Source organism: Sphingobacterium sp. InxBP1 (assembly GCF_026191775.1).
Classification (GTDB): domain Bacteria; phylum Bacteroidota; class Bacteroidia; order Sphingobacteriales; family Sphingobacteriaceae; genus Sphingobacterium; species Sphingobacterium thalpophilum.
The window spans coordinates 111,640-133,060 of the sequence record NZ_JAINDX010000049.1 but is presented as its reverse complement, the minus strand read 5'-3'; the positions used below and the strand labels follow the sequence as shown (position 1 = coordinate 133,060).

The 21,421-nt window shown below is 45.3% G+C and carries 11 protein-coding genes; all 11 read right to left on the bottom strand.

The genetic code is table 11. The features are described 5' to 3' along the window. Positions 1-57: 57 nt before the first annotated feature. Positions 58-2,409 (bottom strand): glycoside hydrolase family 95 protein, encoded by a 2,352-nt coding sequence (locus K7A41_RS20585; RefSeq protein WP_265715274.1) that lies wholly within the window; start codon positions 2,407-2,409, stop codon positions 58-60. Positions 2,410-2,415: 6 nt separating this feature from the next. Then, complete coding sequence (locus K7A41_RS20580) at positions 2,416-4,401, bottom strand: sialate O-acetylesterase (protein WP_265715273.1); 1,986 nt, start codon at positions 4,399-4,401, stop codon at positions 2,416-2,418. Between the two features lie 94 nt (positions 4,402-4,495). After that, positions 4,496-6,694, bottom strand: coding sequence for an alpha-galactosidase (locus K7A41_RS20575; RefSeq protein WP_265715272.1), 2,199 nt, complete (start codon positions 6,692-6,694; stop codon positions 4,496-4,498). Between the two features lie 12 nt (positions 6,695-6,706). Continuing rightward, positions 6,707-8,947, bottom strand: a complete 2,241-nt coding sequence (locus K7A41_RS20570) for a glycosyl hydrolase family 95 catalytic domain-containing protein (RefSeq protein ID WP_265715271.1) — start codon at positions 8,945-8,947, stop codon at positions 6,707-6,709. Between the two features lie 17 nt (positions 8,948-8,964). Continuing rightward, the gene (locus tag K7A41_RS20565) at positions 8,965-10,560 is read right to left on the bottom strand and encodes a solute:sodium symporter family transporter (protein ID WP_265715269.1); all 1,596 of its coding nucleotides are present in this window, start codon (positions 10,558-10,560) and stop codon (positions 8,965-8,967) included. 20 nt (positions 10,561-10,580) lie between these two features. Then, positions 10,581-11,621 carry a GntR family transcriptional regulator gene (locus K7A41_RS20560; RefSeq protein ID WP_265715267.1) on the bottom strand — a complete coding sequence of 347 codons (1,041 nt, stop codon included), beginning with the start codon at positions 11,619-11,621 and terminating at the stop codon, positions 10,581-10,583. Between the two features lie 9 nt (positions 11,622-11,630). After that, complete coding sequence (locus K7A41_RS20555; protein WP_265715266.1) at positions 11,631-13,655, bottom strand: alpha-galactosidase; 2,025 nt, start codon at positions 13,653-13,655, stop codon at positions 11,631-11,633. An 11-nt stretch (positions 13,656-13,666) separates the two neighbouring features. Continuing rightward, on the bottom strand, positions 13,667-14,842 hold the full coding sequence (locus tag K7A41_RS20550) for a DUF4998 domain-containing protein (RefSeq protein WP_265715264.1): 1,176 nt from the start codon (positions 14,840-14,842) through the stop codon (positions 13,667-13,669). A 19-nt stretch (positions 14,843-14,861) separates the two neighbouring features. Then, positions 14,862-16,052, bottom strand: coding sequence for a DUF5000 domain-containing lipoprotein (locus tag K7A41_RS20545; protein ID WP_265715263.1), 1,191 nt, complete (start codon positions 16,050-16,052; stop codon positions 14,862-14,864). A gap of 22 nt (positions 16,053-16,074) precedes the next feature. Then, positions 16,075-17,973 (bottom strand): RagB/SusD family nutrient uptake outer membrane protein, encoded by a 1,899-nt coding sequence (locus K7A41_RS20540; protein ID WP_265715262.1) that lies wholly within the window; start codon positions 17,971-17,973, stop codon positions 16,075-16,077. A gap of 10 nt (positions 17,974-17,983) precedes the next feature. Beyond that, positions 17,984-21,175 carry a SusC/RagA family TonB-linked outer membrane protein gene (locus tag K7A41_RS20535; RefSeq protein ID WP_265715261.1) on the bottom strand — a complete coding sequence of 1,064 codons (3,192 nt, stop codon included), beginning with the start codon at positions 21,173-21,175 and terminating at the stop codon, positions 17,984-17,986. Positions 21,176-21,421 lie beyond the last annotated feature (246 nt).

Below are 21,421 nucleotides of genomic sequence, written 5' to 3'. Positions count from 1 at the left end.
ATCCCCTATCATGCAAAAAATTGCATGATCCAATTCGGTTGAGGACGCTATGTTTTGTTATTTTTCTTTTGTACGATAGGCGATCCAGTTATGATCTATACATACGTTAAGTTGTTGTGATTTGGCTGAATAAATCTGATAGTTCAGGATCTTACCATCTTTCCATTCCATATCTAATGTGTGATTTCCCTTGATGCGCATGCCCCTCACCCGGCCTTCTTTTTTCCAGGCCTGAGGCACCGCCGGTAGAAGATACACCGTATCCTGATGGGACTGCACCAGCATCTCGGCAATACCAGCTGCTCCACCAAAATTACCATCGATCTGAAATGGGGGGCCTGCTGTTAACAAATTGGCGTAAACACCACCACCAGCACCATAATTGATATGTGTATCGACACGTGGGGTCATGAGTTGCCGAAATAATTTATAAGCCCGCTCGCCTTCATGCAATCTGGTCCAAAAGAGTAGTTTATGGGCAATGGCCCAACTCGGTCCATCATCCCCCCGCACATCTAGGCTTTTTTTAGCGGCAAGCTGCCAGTCTGGATGTTCATCATAACGAATCAGATAACCTGGATACAGACCGTACAGATGCGAGATATGCCGATGCTGCGGATCCACCTCTTCATAATCTTCGATCCATTCCATGATGCGGCCATCTTTGGCGATCTGTACCGCCGGAGCTAAGCGTTTAAGCTGCGCCGCAACCTTCGTTAAAAAAGGATCGGATTGTTTGCCCAATAATCCCGCTGCATGGATGATATTTCCAAATAATTCACGTACGATCTGATTATCTATCGTTGGTCCCATCGTGACGTTTGCCTGCTGCCCATTGGGGAGCTTGAAGGAATTTTCGGGAGATACAGAGGGCGAAGTCAGCAACCAGCCCTTGGTTGTGTGTTCGGTCAGGGCACTGGAGTAAAACTGTGCTGCTCCGTAGAGAATCGGGTATATGCGTCGTAGATAGGCTATATCTTCGGTATAGAGGTAATGTTCCCAAAGGTTATTGCAGAGCCAGCCCGAGCCCGCATTGGCAATTCCCCAGGAAGCAGACTCTCCGGGTTCGGTATAGCCCCATACATTGGTGATCACATGGGCTACCCAGCCCGGTGCATTATAGTATGCTTTAGCGGTCTTTGCCCCCGGGGCCATAAGACCTTCCACAAGCCCTACCAAGGGTTCATTGAGCTCGCCCAAATTGGCCGCCCCGAGGTGCCAATGGTTCATCTGCACATTGATATCCAGGTGGTAGTCCCCATTCCAGGGCGTCTGAATCTGATTTGCCCATAAGCCCTGTAAGTTTGGTGGTAGCAAGCCTAAGCGCGTACTGCTGATACTCAGGTAACGACCATACTGATAGAATAGCGCTGCCAGCCCTGGATCCTGATCCGGTTCTTTACCAAAGGCCACCAAACGCTCATCGGTCGGTAAGTCATCTTTCGACTGCCCCAATCGGAGCGACAAACGGTTGAACAGGGCCAAATAGTTTCGCAGATGTTCGGCATACTGCTGGCTATAGGATTTTTTCAACGCCTTTTTTAGCGTTTCAGCTGTTGTACGCTCAAAATCCTTACCTTTAAAATCAGTATCTGTTGCCACGTAAATCAGCACTTCGTCAGCCTGCTGGATGACAATAGAGTGTTCCTTTACCAGCTGTTTCCCGCCTTTAATCTGTGCGCGGACACGTGTTTTAAACTGCATTCCTTTACCGTCCACACCGTTGTCCAATTGTCCTACCAAAACAAGCTCGCCATCCTCGGTCTTGGCAGTAGCCCTTTCGGGACGGTCAATCTTGATTTCCAGGCTTAGCTGGCCTTTTTTGCTGCTCTGTAAACGAATAACGCCCAGGTCATCAGCAAAGCTTGTCCAATATTCGCGGCTATACCGGACGCCTTTGAGCTCATAGCTTGTTTTTGCCATCGCCTTATCGAGATCCAGTTCCCGGCGATAGTTCTGCACTGCGTTGAGATCCGTTTGTCCGTCAAAAGCAAGCATCAGATTGCCGAGCACTTGATAACAGCCCCATTGCTTACCGCCCGATCCGGGGCCTTTGCAGATAAAATGCTGGTCGATCAGACGCTGAGCAAGGTCGTTTTTCCCGCTTTTGATCAGATTTCGAATACTATCCAAATACCTGCTGGCCTCATAATTATTGGCATCCTGAGGGCTTCCCGACCATAGGGTGATATCATTGAGCACAATATGGTCATTCTTCAATCCACCATCAGGCATCATACCAATTTTTCCATTGCCCAGGGGCAGGGTCTCCTCCCATTGTTTTGCCGGCTGCCGATACCAAAGTTTGCCCCCCAGCACTTGCCCAAATAAGTTTCCCGAAAAAAAGAAAACCACAAGCGTACAGAGTAACTGACCTTTCCGAAGGTTTATTTTTGATGATCTATTCATGTGGTTTTAATTTTTTGTCCAGTCATCGGTTCGGAAGGGAGATCCGGGTATCCCGGCTTCGTTGTATAAAGTCAGATCCGGGTTATCGGCCCAGCCGTAGCGCACTGCGACGGGCGATGGTACTTCTTTGGCAGATACGATCAGCTTATTTCCGATCTGTTTGACTTCTGCAGGATAAAAAACCTGATCGGCACCCGCAATTGTGAAACTACCGTTGCGGTTATCCGTTCCTTTCAGCACAAGCTTTTTGCCCATGGGGTTAAAGCTAAGTTCCATTTCTGCGGCTTTTGTCGTCCAATGCTCAAGAACAGGTCCCGAATAAGGGATCTTTTTCCCATAAAGCTGCGCTGTTGCAATCCAGCCAAGCCTTCTACCGACATCCTGCTTATTTTTCGGATGGATATCCAGTGCATCGCCGATATCAGCAATGACTGCCATACCTGTATAAGGCAATTTGAGTGTTTGGCGCTGTGCTTCCCGTAATCTCGCCCAGGAAGAAGGCTGCGGTGTTACACTTTTTGCTTTAAAGTTGGCCAGTTGAACAAAATAGAATGGCATCTTTTCATTGTTCCACTGCTGGCGCCAGTCCCGAATCAGTGCGGGCAGCAGTTGCTCATAGGGAGCGTCTTTTGAATCCGCGTTACTTTCACCCTGGTACCAAATGGCGCCTTTTATTTTAAAATCCACAAAAGGTTTGACCATGGCATTGTAGAGCACAGTAGGCCTATTGGGCCCCTCCATCGTATTAGGTCTTGCCGGCAGCTTCGCCAGATCATACCCTACTTTGCATTTCCAGTCTCCGACGAGAGATAGCTGTTCGCCGTTTGGTCCTTCTAGTCGAGGTTGTTCTGTACCGCCATATATTCCGCCATCGCCGGCTCCATCAAATACACGAACGGCGATATGCAATAGGCTGCCATTATTGGCCGTTGCAGGAACAGTATACTTCCGAATCTGATCGTAACCAACGGTTTCACCCACTTTTGTACCATTGACATAGGTGATGTCGTTGTCATCAATCGCTCCCAAAATCAACTTAAGGGGTTTGCCTTGCCAATGTGCCGGTAGTGCAACGTCTTTGCCAAAATAAACGACACCATCCATTCCCGGAAACAGGTTCTTGTCAAAAAAGCTCGGAATAGTAATCGTCGACCAGCTGCTTTTATCCAATTGTGGTGCAAACCACTCGCCCTGGGTTGCTGTCTTCACCTGATCCTGCTGTTCGGCGACGCGATTCCATTCGGCCAGATCTTTCGCATAGATTTCCTGTGCATCCGGACGCTGGATTTTATCAATGGCCGCCGTATAGGTTGAAAAAGGTGTAAGTGCCTCCCGGCTCATCCAGGCTTCAATGATTGTTCCACCCCAGGAGGAATGGATCAGGCCAATGGGAATGCCTGTTTTCTCGTAGATCTCACGTGCAAAAAAATAGGCCGTCGCCGAAAACTCCGGAATACTTTGTGGCGTCACCGGATTCCATCCACCAGACTCCACCTTCACTGCTGTGGTAGGTTGATTGGCCGTTGCTTTTGGTATCTGCAAAATACGAATATTGGGAAAGTTGGCTGCTTTGATTTCCTGCTCAAAGTTATTGATCTTACCCCAGCCCGCCAGGGGCATTTCCATATTTGACTGTCCTGAACAAAACCAGACTTCGCCGATCAGGATATTTTTGAGGATCAATTGATCACCATCGTTGATGGTAATCTGGTAGGGTCCACCGTATTTCGGGGTCTCCAGATAGACTTGCCAGCCTCCCTGCTGACCGACCTCAACCTGGTAGTTCTTGTTGTTCCAGCTGGTGTTTACGCGAAGTTCTTTCCCTACTGCGGTACTTGTCCCCCAGATCTTGACCTTTTCTTTCTGCTGCAGCACCATATTGTCGCCAATAAAAGCCGGCAGCTGTACTTTGGCCTGTAGGGCAGAAAATCCACTGGCAACGCTGAGTAGCAGCGCCAGCAAAGTCCGTTTATACTGTTTAGATTTTATCATGATTTTTGAGTTTCGTGCTCAATTCGGTATACATTTGACGCATCCGAAGTCCTAACTGTTGGACCCGGAGCTTCGGATGTGCCACAGTTATTTTTTAGAGTGCCGATATTTTTAGTAAAACACTGGGACGGTTGCTATTCAAGTCTGGATTTACGCCAACTTTCATCAGGTAGTCGCCCGAATAGGTTTGTCCCTGGTTTAAGCTCGACTTGGTTCCCGGATACAGGTTGATCTCCTCCACCCGATATTGCTTTTGGGCAACCAGTCCTTTTAAACGAACAGGATCGGTTGTTCCTATACCATAGCGATTATTGACCAGATAGTTGAAGATTACAGCCTCGGTTTTTTGGCTATTCACGTAGCTGAGGGCGGCAAAGTCACCTTCACGTGGATCAGCCAGACGATACTGCTCCCCATGCCAGATTGTTCCTTTAAGCGCGTCGTAATTCTTTACCGCCTGCTGGCAGAATAAGAGATCCTGTTCTTTCAGATGGCTAACCACAATATCAAAACCCAGTTTACCCATCATCGCTACATCCGTACGGAATTTGAGGGACTGTTTTCCCCAGTCAGTCACATGGTTTGAGGTACTGATTGCCGGGAAAAAGTACGAATACTCGTACTGCATAAAAATACGTTCCAGAGGGTCTGTATTGTCCGAAGGCCAAAATTCGGTAAAGTACCGAAGTGCCGCATAGTCCACACGACCACCACCGCCCGAACATAACATCATCGGCACTTTCGGATACTTCGAACGAATGCGCTCCAGTACTTTATAAAGGCCTTCCACGTAAGAAACATAGAAAGCCCCCTGGTCTTTTAGAAATGCCGAATGCGCATTGTAAATGACCGCATTACAGTCCCACTTGATATAGGCCAATGCCGGATTTTTGGTAAACAGGTCGTCAAGGATCTGAAAAACAAAATCCTGCACCTTCGGATTTGTCAGATCCAGGATCAACTGATTACGGAAGTAATGTTCTTCCCGCTGTGGCTGTTTGACGACCCAATCCGGATGTTGTTCGTAGAGTTCGGATTTGGGGCTAACCATTTCTGGTTCTACCCAGATACCGAATTTAACGCCCTGCTTGGTCGCTTCTTCCACGAGTGTCGCGATACCATTAGGCAGTTTTGTGCGGTTCGGTTGCCAATCTCCTAGACTGGAGTGATCGCTGTTACGCGGATATTTATTTCCAAACCAACCATCATCCAATAAAAATAGATCTACCCCTAGTTTTTTGGTATCCCGGAGCAAACCTTTTAATTTTTGTTCATTAAAATCAAAGTAGGTCGACTCCCAATTGTTGAGTAAAGTCAGGCGTTCGCCATTTCCATCCAGCAGCTGATATTTACGGGCCCAATTGTGCAGATTTCGGGAGGCGGTGCCTTTTCCCTTCGTTGATAAGGTATAGATCAATTTGGGTGTAGTAAACTCCTGATTGCTGGCTAGTTTTACATTGGAAGCATAGTTATTGATTCCGGCAATGATACGTAGGTTATTGAGGTAGTCCACTTCAAAATCCACCTTAAAATTTCCACTATACCCAAGGCTTGCCATCAGCACTGTTCCTTCATCTTCGGATGCCGCCTTGCCCAGAGACACCATAAAGGAAGGTGGCTGGAATAAATTCGCGCGTGTTCCGAGTTTACTGTCCAACACTTTAATGCCATGAGTCAAGGGCGCCTCCTCAACTTGCATTTCTTTTGCCCAGTCGCCATGGTACTGCCGTAGCCAATACGCCTTGGAGCGCAGGGTCAGATTGGCCGAAGCAAATTTTTCCAGCGTGACGACTTTCTTTTCCTTATTTTGGATGGTTGCCCACTGCTCAATGATGTCCTCATTCAAAAACGATTTGTAGTGTAAAACGACATAAATATCGTATACTGGATCTTTTAGGGTGATATCAAGCTGTTTGACATTGGCATCCAGATTTTTCACCTCATGCTTTTCATAGCGTAGGTCCAAGGAGCGGTTACCATCGGCATGAACAACACTGATGGCCGGTTCCAGTAGGTTTTTTGAACCTGAGGGGGTATACGCCGCATTGGAGAGGCCACTATAATCTGTCAATTGTCTATAACCACTTGCAATGGTCGAGTACTCTTTAGAATCACTCAATTTTTCCCCGTAATAGAGCATTTTCAGTGTTTTCGTGGAATCGTACTCCAACACTAAGGCATTCGATCTGGTTTCAATAGGAATCTGTTTGGACTGCGCCTGTGTTTCCAGATGGACAAGCCCTTGGGCCATCAAAAGCCCCAGTACAACATGTTTAAAATGATGGGTTGGCATATATAAAAAGATTTAGGATTTGTTAACGAACTTGACTATTTTATTTGCTTTCAACTGAATCTTATACAAGTATTTGCCATTAATGTCCCGCTGTGGACTTAGACCTGCCAATGGCGTAGGGCTCAATACCTGAATCGTTTGATCTTGCGGCGATGAAAGAATAAGCTGCCTAATGCTGCTGTTGTTCCATTCCATCTTCTCGATGGTTATGTTGCCCCGGCCTTTGAGCCCGCTAACCGTTCCTGCGGACCAAGCATCCGGTAATGCAGGAAGTAATTCAAGGATGTCGGTCTGCGATTGCAGCAACATTTCACTCAGAGCAGCCACATAGCCCAGATTACCGTCGATCTGAAAAGGTGGATGTGCACAGAGCAGGTTGGCATACACGCCGCCGCCATGATTATAATCGATGCCGTCTCCACCTACGAGGTTAATGAAGTTAGTCAGGATTTTATAGGCATGGTTTCCATCTTGCAACCTGGCCCAAAAGGCCATTTTCCAGGCCATGGACCATCCTGTAGACTCATCGCCACGCGCCGTGAGGGAGACTCGGGCAGCTTTAGCAAATTCTGGCGTCTTCAAAACTGAAAATTGATTACCGGGATATAATCCAAACAGATGTGATACATGCCGATGTTTGTCCTGTGGATCATCGCGGTCGGTTTCCCACTCCTGCAATTGTCCCCATTTCCCGACCTTAGGCTTGAGTAGTGCATCGCGAAGTGCAGCAATATGCTTACGGTAACCTACGTCGATATTTAAAATTTGGCTTGCCTGGATATAATTGCTAAATAGGTTGTAGATAATCTGATGATCATAGCTCACCGCGTCCTCGGTTGGGCCATGTTCCGGAGACCAGCCTTGTGGTGCTACTACCGTTCCGTCTGGTCTTCGAACAAGGCGGTCATCCCAAAACTCACTGATCTCTTTCAAGATTGGGTATGCAAATTCACGTAGGTAATTTTTATCGTTATTGAACGCATAATGTTCCCAAAGTGCCTGCGCATACCAGGCACTTCCAGGGGTATTCCAAAGAAAGCTCTCCCCTCCGAAAATATTATTTTCTGTTCTGACCGTCCAGCCCCTAACGCCCGGAAATTCCTTTCGCGTATTTATTTTTTTGACCTCGCGCATACTGTTGATATAATCGAGGTAAGGCCAGGCGGATTCACTCAGGTTAGCCACTTCTGCAGGCCAATAGTTCATCTGCACATTGATATTGGAATGGTAATCCGAGCGCCACGGTGGATTATTGCTGTTGTTCCACAGGCCCTGTAGATTGGCCGGTAAACTACCTTTTCTCGAAGAACTGATCAGTAGGTAACGTCCATATTGATACAGCAACGCCTCCAGTGCCGGAATGGGTCGTTTTTTATAAGCTTCCAACAGCATTTTTGTCGTCAGCTTGTCGTCTAGTTGGCTATGAGCCAGCTTCAGCTCCACCCGGTCGAACAAAGTGGTATAATCTGCGACATGACGAGCCAGAAGCTTGTTTACGTCCAGCTTCTCTATCTGGTTAAGATAACGTTCATTTGCCTGCCCAGGATCCTCTTTCGACTTCCAGTTTGTCGCTCTCGTATTGGCATAGTCCGTTGCTGCACTTAACAAAAGAAGCATTTTATCTGCAGATTGAACAAAGATCTGAGCCTGTCCGTTTTCATCTCTGCCCGCAGAAAGCACACCGCCCTCTATTCTAACCTGCACCCTTGCGGCATACTTCATGCCATTGGCAAGCGTGCCTTTAAAAACTAGGCCGCCATCACTAGCTTCTACCGTTCCGCCGTGTGCGTCCCGCAGCGTTATGAGGGCATTCAGAACACCTTTTTTACTGTTGGTATACTCAAAGACCATCACCTGATCTGGCCGGCTCGCAAAATACCGGCGGCACATCTGCTGTCCATCTTGTCGGTAAACGATTTCATGCAGAGCCTTATCCAAATTTAGCTTGCGTTGATAAGATGAGAACGTCTTGGTGCTATCCTGATTAAAACGAATAAATAGATCCCCAAAAGCTTGGTAAGATCCGGTTTCCTGCTCATCACCCGTCCAAAGGCTATTTTCATTAAATTGAATATGCTCTTCATGTACGCCGCCAAAAATCATGGCGCCAATTCGCCCATTGCCGATCGGATAAGCTGCAGTCATCCAGTCATTCGCCGGTTTGTCATCCCAAAGGTAGTAGCGCTGTGCATAAATGTGCGGAACGCAGGCTATCAAAAGTAAACCAATCAGGTATTTTAATTTTTTGTTCATGAACAGCAACATTACAATTATTGGGCAATGCCCATTGGTGAAAAAATAATATAAATAAGCACCATCAATAAGAGCAGAATCATACCTACCCGATATCTGCCTGTCCAATAGGAATCTTTTTTCTGACCGGAAAATTCGAATTCATAGGCTGCGATATAGTTCGGTTGGCTGATTTTGCTTCCGCACCAGATGATTAAAGCAACAGCGACAAAAAGCAGCGCAAACAGATGAAGATAATGCAGCTCTGTTTTCCAGACGAATACCATCAGAAAATAGCTCAACATATAAAGGAACAGCCCTATTCTGGCCATTCCCGGTGTTACCCGCCGGGACAAAATTCCCAGTAGCATAATTGTAAAAATAGGCATATTGAACAATCCCGATACGGTCTGAAGATATGTATAGAACCCATCATGTGCAAAAAGTATAAATGGAGCAATAAACATCGCCGAGATAGAAATGATGAATTCGAACAGCTTTCCCTTTTTTACCAGTTCTGTTTCACTTACAGGCTTGTTTTTAACTTCAAGGTAGGGTTTGTAGATGTTGAAAATAAAGAGACTGCCACAGCTTTGAAGACCGGCTGTGTAAGTGGTCATGGCGGCGCCGAACACAAGGGCTAACGAAAAGCCGATCAGCATATCCGGAAAAATCAGCACGATAAGTTTTGGAAAAACAGAAGCGGTTGGCTGTACATTAGGAAGTAAATGCACGGCTAGCAACCCCGGAAGATTGATTAATAAGGGCATCAATAGTTTACCGGCGGCCGCTAATGTCATCCCTTTCTGTGCCTCTTTTAAGTTCTTCGCACTTAAAGCCTGTTGAGCGATATAAGGCTCCATCCCCCAGTAATAAAAGTTGATCAACAACATCCCTGTAAACAAGGTTGAAAAGGGTACTGCGTCATGTTTGCTTCCCACCGCATTCAGATGTTCCGTTTTTTCATGAAATATACGCAATACACCAGACCAGATATCCCCCTTTCCAAGGTACCAGAGGGCAAAAATTGGAATCAGTACTGCCAGCAGAAACAGACAAAGCCCTAGCCCGAGGTCAGAAAGAGAAATCAGCTTCAGTCCCCCTAGGATACTATATAAACTTCCTATGATACCAAGTGCCCAGACCAGCAGCCAGATACTCTGCCAATAACTGATGTTCAGTATGCCCGGGACATCAAACATCGTCGCCAGACTGAGGGCACCTCCATACAACACAGGGGGCAGTAAATTGACTATATAACCAACTAGGATAATGATCGAGACCATCAGCTTAGTCTTTCCATCAAACCGCAATGCCAAGAAATCTGGCACCGTGCGAAAACCATGTTTAAAGTAAATAGGCAGCAAAAATTCTGAGACCAGCAACATGGCTACTACAGAACTCACACCCCAACCTATCACCGATAGGTTATTGATGTATACCGACTCATTTTCACCGATAAACTGATTGGCACTTAAGTTTGTCAATAACAATGCAGAGCCAACCATCCAATAGCTATTACTTTTCCCAGCTAGAAAAAAGCCATTGAGTGTGGTAGAGTAGTTGCTCTTAAATTTCCAGAGGGACCAAAGTGCTACCAGACCTGTAAAAAGACAGAAACTGAAAATTATCATTTAAACATCCTTTTGTATTTTTATACTGAATGGCGGTCAGCCAATGTCGTTGGCACGATTTCCCGGATCAATGTTCTTTCCAGCACAAATCGGGCGGCCTGCGAACCGATCTTTGCAAAGTCTGTCGAAAAGGTCGTAATTCCACCGCTGATGATCTCCTTAATAACATCGTCGTTATGAGATAGCACGCCTAGATCCTGCCCCAATGTCCAGCCTTTCTTAAGTACCTCCTTTAAAATTTGATAGAGCTCCGGATTGTGGATGGTAAAATACAGATTTCCTTTCCGCAGATCTCCTGCATGGTATTGTTTTTCAATGCGCCCTTTGACTTTGTATTCTTTTAAAAAGCGTAAGTACGCATTTTTGATTTCATTGGGTTCGGCAGTATTCTCCCTAAAGTAAAAAACCAGCTCTTTATACTTCTTGATCTTGGGGTACAGCTGCTGAAAGACGGCATAAGTCGCCTGTTCAAATTCCTGCGCGACATAAGAGTACTCTTCACCAAGATCCATCAGCCGGTCGATAATCATCAATTTAGATGCAGGTATGGACCGCAGCATCAATTCAGACTCTTTGTTTTCTATCGGAGCAACAATATATACGGTATATCGGCCTTGTATACGGTTAAAAATATCTTCAAAGGTTTCCATGTTGTTGTGGTGGAAAAAAAGATCCACCGCTATCTCCTCCGGTAGGTTTGCGCGCAGCTCATTGACCAGAGTATCCTGAAAGGTATCATATGCGTAGAGCAGTACGGCTACTTTCTGTTTCATCTGGGTATTGTTGCTCACCACAAAATAGCCTTTCCGATTTTTAGACTCGACAACACCATGAGCGATAAGGTCGCGATAAGCTTTCGCAAAAGTTTCCCGCGCATAACCCAGATATTGAATCAGATTATTAACCGAAGGCAAACTGGAATGCACTTCCAATTCGTTGGCATCAATCGCATCCAATACTCCCTGTACAATACATTCATGTTTTGATAACGTGTTCAATTCCTCCAACCGTTTAATACGGTCAATCAGCGCTTTAAAGTATTCTTCTTTGTTCAACTTCATATGTAACGATTAAAATAGAGCAATTTTAAATAATTTTGCTCCTGCCTGCTCAAACGCAATTGATTTTTCGGCAATCAGCTCAACTTTACCTTTGTCAAACAGTTCTACTGCCTGGTATTTCTCAGCAGGCTCGAGGCCAATCTGTTTGAAATCAATGTGCACTGCGGCTGGCCCTGTATTGAAATTAAATACGGCTAAATACAGATCTGTCCCCACCTTCTTATAATAATACATATTAGCTGCCTTACCTTGCACAAATCCTGCTGGGCGAAAACTTTTGCCATCTGCTACAATCTTTAAAATTTCCGGATCTTGAAGGTATGCATTCATTTTGGGCTGCCAGCTTTCCTTTTTTGACAGGTCATCACCAAGAATCAATGTACCTGTTACCACACCTGAAAGCAGTCGCGCTTTATTAATCTCAGGACGCTCATCGTGAAAGACCAGATGGTCGGCGTCGATAAAGTCATAGAGATAGGTTTGCCACCATCCGTAACTAACACTGTTTAGGGTATACTGTGTTTGGTCGAGGGTTTTCCATGCATCGCAGGCAATTCTCCGCATGTGGGCAAATTGCGCGGTGGCCAATGAAGGTGAAATCGCAGCATAAATCAACATCTTACCTTTCAGGACATCAACCAGATGCTTCATCCCCACGCTATAGGCCTGCATCCCCGTATACACGTTTTTATCGTAAAAGCCAGTGGATTCTATCGCGGCATGCGACAGAAAGTCAATTTTGATCATCTTGAATCCACAGTCAACCAACCTCCCCAGGATCACATCCATGCGGGCTAATGTACCTGGGTGTGTAGGGTCCAGTGCACGCCCCCCATCCAGATTGTGGTAGCCGTGTTGTGTCTTAGTCCATAACTGGCCAAAGGTAAATGAGCTGCCCTCCGCCTTGCGCCCAGGGCCGCTTGCATGGCCCCAATCCGTAAAAGGAGCCCAATAAACGCCCGGCTTGAGTCCCAATGAATCACAGTAGTGCACAAACTGTTTTAATTGTGTATAGTCGCCTGACATACCACCCGGAGTCATGTTGTCCCAAAAAGAGTCCAGATCCATAAAGGCCTCACCGTCTGCATTGCGGAAATAGGGAATATCATGAGCAAAATAGTCTGCCGTCGCCGTAGCGTTCTGATAATTGATTTTATCCTGTATGACGCCCCAACTGTTCCAGCCCACGGGCGTGGCCCCTTGCCACCTTTGTACATAAGGCGGTGACAGAATACGGTGAGTCTTAGCATACTGTTCCAATCCGTCTCGCCAATTCTCAACATACGATACCATATATTTCGGCGAACGGATCACATGACCTTTTACCAAGCCGTGTTCCATCGAATCCCGTGTAATGGTGGCATCAGTGAACCCTGCTTTCACAGAGATTTGATTATACATGTTCCCTTTACCTTTGATCTCAATGCCAGACTTCCACACCGACTGATCCAAAGACCCAATCAACAGGCCATGCCGGCTTTCCTTATCATAGACAACCCCGATCTCCGAGCTGACCTTATTGGCCGGCGAAATTATATTATTTTCATAGGAGATAAAAGTGTCATTGTCAAAGGGGACGGCAAGCTGATAAAGAGAAGTTCCGGGTATAGTTATTGCTGCATTGGACCAGACCGGGACCAGCTCATTACTGGACAGGTTTTTCCCTCTGACTTCCAGCTCCAGAATAACCATATTGCTGTTGTCATAGAAGTAAAAATGCTGCAACAGCTCTATTCCGCCAGATGTCTTGGACAAAACGGTGTATCGTTTGCCTGCTCCAAGTCTATCGCTGATTACCGTCTCAATTACTTTTCGACCCTGATTGAGTTGGCCCGAACTAATTTTTTCACCGTTGGCAAGTTTGAAATAAGCACTTGCATCCTTGATATAGGAAATTTGCCCGTTACTTAAGGTATAAGTGCCAGTCTGCTTGTTGTAAGTCAGAGATATCCCATTTTTCGTTACCTGAAAAGGCTGTGCGGATAACATGACCGTACTCAGCGTTAAACATAGCGCGAAAATAGCTGTCTTCATGCTGTTCGTTCTTATTGTAAATTGATTTGAAACGCGTTGATCTTCATGTAATGGTCCGGTTGGAAATTCACTAACATCCCCATATTAACCGTAACTTTTTCCTTGATCTCAAAGTACACCCCGTCAGATTTTACGTCGGCATGCGCCATGGCCTGCTGAATTTGCTCCAGATCAGGAATCCCACTATTTGCTTTGCTTACAACCAGCTGTGCCGGCGGTTGATCATAATTTGTCCAGGATAAGTTACAAAAAAAACGGTATTTGCCGGGGAATAAGGTTACTTGCTGTTCAATTTTCCCATTGACAATTGCTGGAGCACCCCAACCCGCCTCAATATTAACGACACCTCCGTCGTCCGAACCAAACCCGCCATAACCATTATGGTTTTTCATACTGGCGTTTGTCATCCAGTCGTCCAGGATCCCCCATCGATTGCCGTCATATGCCGTTGCTGTGAACGGGGCTTTGTAGTTTTTTAAGCACCAGGCAGTGATATCACCTTTAGGCAACAGTTTATGTGTTTGTACCATAAACGTATCAATCGCGTTACTATCTGGCTTAAAAACGGTGCGGTAAGCAATCTCCTGATTTGGCAGATAGTCCTTGAGTTTGATTTTTTCATCTTGAGTTTTCGTATGCACCAATGTATCTACAAGGTTGCCATATCGGTTTATATAGGCTATCCGCAAAGCATCAAAGCCCACGCTTGGCGCCACATCCTGTAGCGACAACTGCAGCTGTTGATCACCGATAAACTGTTGTTCCAACACACTTCGCTGAAAGAGACCTTCTCTGTAGCGATTGCCGTACACATTCCCAGCCAAATAAGATGGGATGGAAAATCGTCCCTGCGTATCCACTGTGCGAATCTCAAAATTCATTGGGCCTTCGGGTAGCTTGTCGATCACATAATGTACTGTATCCAACGCATTGCTTAGTTTCACTGGAAACTTCATCGAGTCCTGTCGACTATTCCAATACACACGGACCTCCGAAACACCTGCATTTACCCTAAAAATTCCCTGTATTTCGACCCTATATTTACCCGACCTTATTCTAATCGAATCAAGTTTGGCAGGATACACGATTTCCTTCCCGTTGGTGAATCGGGTAAATTCATCCATTTTCGAACAGGCACCCAATAGCCAGAACCCGACGATCGACAATATGAATAGATATAATCTCATCTTTTTTCCTTTTTAAATGTTAATAAACTCCCCACACCTGTATCTGTGCGATCTGAATAAAATAGCTACCCCGCCAATTGCGCAGGTTGCGGATCCGCAAATATTTGTATTTAGGTGCATCTTCGGGCAGATCAAATGACCAGCCTGCTATTCCATATACTTCATCCGCGTTGGTATTTGTTCCCGGTGGAGTACCAGACGGTTTGCGAACGGTACAGGTTGCCAGCTTTGTCCACGACTCCCAGGACCCGTCCAGATTCGGGCTATTGCTTCCCCAAACTTCAAAATCACGCATATTACCTTTATCGTAGAAGCCATTTTCTCTACGCGGAAAGATGACGATACGGCTCAGCTTCGCTTCTTTCCCGATGGAAAATGTCAATGACTGTGGGGCACCTGCGCTCTCAACCGTATATAACGCAGGCCATCGCGAAGGATTCATATTGCCGTCCCACATCATTTCCGAGGTTGTACCATACATATACTGTGCGTCTCCGGGCAAATGCAGCGCTGAAAACTGCTGCCTTGGGAAGAGGTTTTCTTCCAGTGGTTTCAGTGAAGTGTATAAGGTATCTGATTTGTTCAGCCAGCGGTCCCGTACATAGAAAGCAAACTTCATCTCACGGGACTTCAACCCGCGGATATTATATAAAATCAGCGAGTCCTGACTATAAAAGTTATCCAGCGGCAGGTATTCTCCGTTGTTTAAGGAATCGACCATCGGTACAATCACAATGTCGCCTCTCTCTTTATTGACCGAACTGATGCGCACACCTCCAAAAGTCGGCGCCACTTTCATCTCCGCAAATACCAGATCGAAGATTGGTGTCTTGGGCTCCACAATGACATCTACGGGATCAGAAGCTACTTCCGCTTTGTTAACCGCGTATAGCTTTACAATATGTTTTTCAGTATCCGGAAAACCATCAATTAGGATTTCATTTTTATATGTTGATGATTTCACAACACGCATTTGACCGTTTGTCATCAAATATTCAGCTTTCACATAGAGGATATTGTGATCTGTAGGCAAACTGTAACGTATAGTCGCCTGGCCAAAACCGTTCGTCACCGAGGTATTTTGGACAGTACTGGGTTTGGATTGATCTCCCTCAACCAGCGTCCAGCCTTTCTCCTCTTTGCAGGCGGTTATTGCATAGAAAAGACCGACAAAGAGATAGATAATAGTCGAATATCTTATATTTTTCATAACTTCTTAATTTAGATATAAACTACCAGCCCGGGTTCTGTACCAGGTTGGGGTTAACCAAAAGATTGTTTTCGCGAATAGGCCAGAAGTAATCCCTCGGCGCAACAAAACGTTGCTGAAAAAACGTCTGTTCTTTATAGAAAAGCTCTGGATGATCTTTGTCTTGATTCCGATCCCAACCCGTAATATTTTTGTTTAGCTCCTGAGCAGCCAGCTTCCAGCGTTTTAGATCCCAAAAACGTGATCCCTCAAAACTCATTTCAATATTCCTCTCCCGTTGGATGATAGCTCGCAGTCCTGCTTTGGTCGTCGGCTTGCCTGGATTATAGGCATACTTTGTCCAAGATGCCTGCACCCCTTCCAGTCCCGCTCGTTGACGGACCCTATCCAGATATAAAAATACTTCAGCACCCGGCCCTTCACTTTCATTCAAGGCCTCTGCGTACATGAGGTATAAATCCGCTAGACGTAACATAGGCCAGGGATATTCCTCGATGTGTGAACTATTTCCATCCTTAAAAGCAAATTTCCAGTTCACTAGTTTTTTCGGATAATAGGTGGTAACAGGAATAGAAAGCCCACTACCAAACAGACCAAGCCGCAACTGTGTAGTCCATGTATTCTCGTCACTGCGGCTGGGGCTGTTCTCCATAAACCAGATGCCGCCATCGAAGCCGACATTCGCATAAAATCTATTTTCCCGGTCAAAATGTACTCTAGCCGTCGGATAATTTTCAATGTTATTGAATCGTTCTGTATGTGTGCCTGAGCGTAGTTGGCTTTTATTGCTAAAGTCTAAGGTTTTATCCTCTTCCATCGGAACACCATTTCGAGTATAGAATTGATCGACAATTTTGAGGGATGGCGCCAGGGTGCCGTGCACGCTGTTATTGCCGGCATTATTGGGATCAATATGCGCCATCGAAGAATATTGCATTTGCCATGCCCGTGAAGTCGGATTTCCCCATATGATTTCCTTGTTCCATTTCTCCGTCACGGCATTGCGGATACTCATTTGAATCATGGTGGTATCCGACAGCGGAAATACTGTTCCAGGAAACTGATAGAGGCCTATTCCCAAGTTTTCGCATGCAACGATCGCTTCCTTCGCTGCACGCGCAGCTTTTTGCCATTTCTCTATCTCAAAGCTCTGATTAAAAAATAATTTACCATCTACATTCTTAAAGGTAGCGTAATCCGTGTTGCCATTGAAAAGCGGACTGGCGGCATATAAAAGCACTTTTGCTTTGATCCCTAATGCAATAGGTTTGGTAATACGGCCCAGGTCGGTTACGGGCGACTGGACCGAATTAGGGAGTTTAGGTATTGCCTCATCAAGTACCTTGACGATATAGTCGACAACCTCATCAATAGGCTGGCGTTTTACTTTTGCATCCTCGATAGACGTGTTGACGGAAAGATTGACATCCATGGTCGGAATAGGTCCATAATGCCGCAACAACATAAAGTGGTAATATGCTTTCAGAAATAAAACTTCACCTTCCCAAGTGATGCGTTCGTCCGCCGTCATATCACGCACCTTCTCGGGATTACGGATATTTTCCAGAAAGATATTACAGTCCCGAATACCATTAAACATATAACCGTCCCAATAGTTGACATAGGGGTTGGTGACATTCTGGTTACCCCTTGCGATATTCCAGTTGGTCCCGTCGATACTCAATGTAGGGTAGTCCAGCCAAAATTCATCTCCCGCCAGATAAGCTGGATTTTTCGTAGGATCTCCATCCTGAGGAAGGTAAGAATAACAAGTAGCCAAGTACTTTATGGCTTCACTTCGCATGGTGAAGGCATTATCGATGGTCGCAACGTTATCCGGCACGACATCCAAATAATTGCAGGATTGACAACATAAAACACCCAGGACAATTAATAATTTTACTGATCTTAAACTTTTCATAATCAAAACATTAAAAACCAACGTTAATACCTACATTGTAAACCGCCTGCACCGGATATCCCAAGCCTTCCCCTCCCATTTCGGGATCCCACATCTTAAACTTGCTCCAGACGGCGAGATTGAGCGCATTAACGTAAAAACGAACATTGGACATTTTAAATTTGCTGAGGAACCGTTCAGGCAGATTGTACCCCAGTTCAACAGATTTCAGCCGAAGAAATGCACCATTGCGCATCCACCAAGTAGAAAATTGGTTATTGTTGTTGTTGAAACCGTCGGTCAGACGTGGCCAGAAAGCTCTGACGTCCTGATTATCTTCAGACCAATGACTATTGGCTACCTCCTGCAATAACCCGTTTTGATAAGGCCCATTAATCGCAAAAGGAGTAATATTCCCCGGATCAATAAAAAATGAAGATCGCGCTGACCCCTGTACAAAGGCACTGACATCAAAACCTTTGAAGCCAACTGAAAATCCCATACCGTAAATAATTTCGGGATCCGTAGGATAACCGATTGGCACTTTATCCAAATCCGTTATTTTACCATCGCCATTGATATCTCTGTACTTGATATCACCTCCCATAGTCCTAAAAGCACCACCAAAATTCTGTAAGGGCGAGTTATCTGCCTCAATATCATCGACAAACAAGCGTTCAGCAATCAAACCATAAGATTGTTTGATAGGATGTCCCAAACGCGATAAATAAGCCAGATCAGATGGATAGTCCGGTTCCTCATTGACCAGTAACTTGTTGGTTGCATAGGTCATGTTCGCCCGCAACTGTGTCCACCACGTGTTTTGAAAAGATTTATTATAATCTAAAGCCAGATCAAACCCTCTACTTTGCGCCTTACCTATGTTCGCCTGAATATTGGACTGAAAGCCCGTTGTGGTCGGAATATTAGAACGGACCATCAGTATATCACTACGGGTGGAATTATAATAATCAAAGACAACCCCTAAACCATTTTTTAGATTTAAGTCGAATCCGGCATCAAATGTCTTTGCCCGTTCCCATGTGATATTACGATTCTCGTATCTGTATATCGAATAGCCCGGTCGTGTATAATCCCAGTTATTACCCCAGGAAAATCCCTTCGATGGATCATTTGGGTTCACCTGCGATAAGTAGAAGAAGCGGTCGCGCCCATCACCAATCTGATCGTTGCCCACCAGACCATAGGTCGCCCGCAATTTGAAGCGTGAAACTACTGGATTCATAAACTCAAATATCTTCTCTTCATTAAGATTCCATCCCACACCGAATGAAGGGAAGAAGCCGAAACGGTGATCCTTGGAAAAACGTTCCGAACCATTGTAACCAAAATTAAATTCAAAGAGGTAACGATTTTTGTAAGCATAAGTAGCACGCCCAGATACACCCAGATTGCGCGCTGGCAGCGAAGCCTGCAAATCACCACCGTTGGCCGTCTGGTAATTACGAATGATACCGATCAGCATCCCTGTAATATCATGATCTTCGGCAATAGTACGGTTATAATTAACAGCAAACTCACCATAAGTCGTTGTATTCAAGATTTTATTGCCCTGATTATAATCAAGGTATTCTGTTCCCTGGTTTTCATTTAATAGACTTAAAACCGTATTGTTAGTACCCGGAATACGGACCAAATTATAATAGAAAGGCTTGAAACTTCGCATGACAGAAAAATAGGAGTAACGCTGCGTATAAGCCATCAGCCGCGCGGACAGACCTTTTGTAATAAAATCAAAATTTTGCTTCAGCTCGAGCTGTACATTGACCGTTGAGCTATTATATTCCTGAAAACCATTCACCATATTCGCATATGGGTTGTTGTACAAGGTTTTGGTCGTTGGAATAAAATTGTTTCCGAAGAGCGGGTGCGTCTTGAAAGGAGAATACGATGATGGATATATCGCGGGGAACATGACGGGGTTGGACCAGATGGCTTCCCGAAACACGCGCTGCCCACCATTGATTAGATTACCCCAATTGTCATATCCTCCGATCGGTCCGGTATAATCATCAAATTGAGCTGACGTACGGATAATACCAATAGTAGTTGGCGTCACATTTAAAGTGATATTAGAACGCAACGAATAGTTTTTCAGATTAATATTATTATCAAAACTATTGCTTTGCTCGGACTTTAAGATGCCTTTATCATTATTGAAAGTACCAGCAACATAATATTGCGCGAGATTTCCTCCACCGGTGACATTAAAGTTAAACCGCTGATTGTTTGTATAATCTTTGATTAGTTGATCAATCCAGTTGTTATTTGGATAAAGCAGCGGATCGTCTCCCCGTTCAGTATGATCAATCTTATTCTGACTGTAGGGCAGGGTTCCTTTCGGATCGCGGGTCAATACAGCCTCGTTGGCCATCTTCATGTACGTTATGTTGTCTGCAAATTTGAAATTCCGTGTATTTGTCGAGATGGAATTTTCAAAACGTGCATTAAATTTTGCTTTACCAACGATACCACTTTTGGTGTTGACCAAAACAACTCCATTTGCTCCCCGCGCACCATATAGAGAGGAAGCAGCCGCATCCTTTAGAACCGAAAAACCGGCGATATCATCTGGCTGCAGGCGCGCCAATGCTGTAGCGTCTGATTCCATACCATCGATCAGAATCAAGGGATCTTTCTTTCCCGCACCAAAAGAACCGACTCCCCGGATAAAGAAGGAAGCATTGTCATTGCCCGGTTCGCCGCTCCGCTGATAGGCAATGAGTCCTGCGACCCTTCCCGCCAGCATGGTGGTTAGATTGGATGTCGGCCCTTTGATTTCTTTGGGATTAATAGACGTGATGGACGCCACCATACTTGTTTTCTTCTGCGTACCGTAAGCGACAACGGTCACTTCATCCAGACTTGAACTCGATGAGGAAAGGTAAATCGTCATACGGCTGTTACCTGTAACGCGAACATTTTTGCGGTCAAAACCAACTGAGCTCAAAACGAGCTCGTCATCGATGTGCACATCTTTCATCAGAAATTGCCCCTGTGCATCTGTAGAGACAACTGCGCTTTTTCCCTTAAGCGCAATGGTCACATTGGAAATGGGCAAATGGCCAATGCTGTCCAACACAACTCCCCGTAACTCAAATGATTTGGACTGTGCATGGACAAAGCCCACCATCAAAAGAAAGAGCAGGGGTAGAATACATTGCCGCCATTTACGAATTGGGTAATACATTTGGTAGATCATAAATCGGTATTCTTATAGATTGGTTATTATTAGTAGCACTCAAATAAGCATGTTTCCATCTATACTATTCTATACTACACCACAATAGTAGAAACAATTTCTGAGATACGCAAATTTTTTTTCCATTCGTCGCTTAAAGCAGGTTTATAAATCAAAATAGCTAGCCTGTCATGTATCTAAAAAAAAGAGCGGCAGGTCACGAAAATTTTCCGTAGCCTGCCGCTCTATATCGTTGCAGCACTTTTG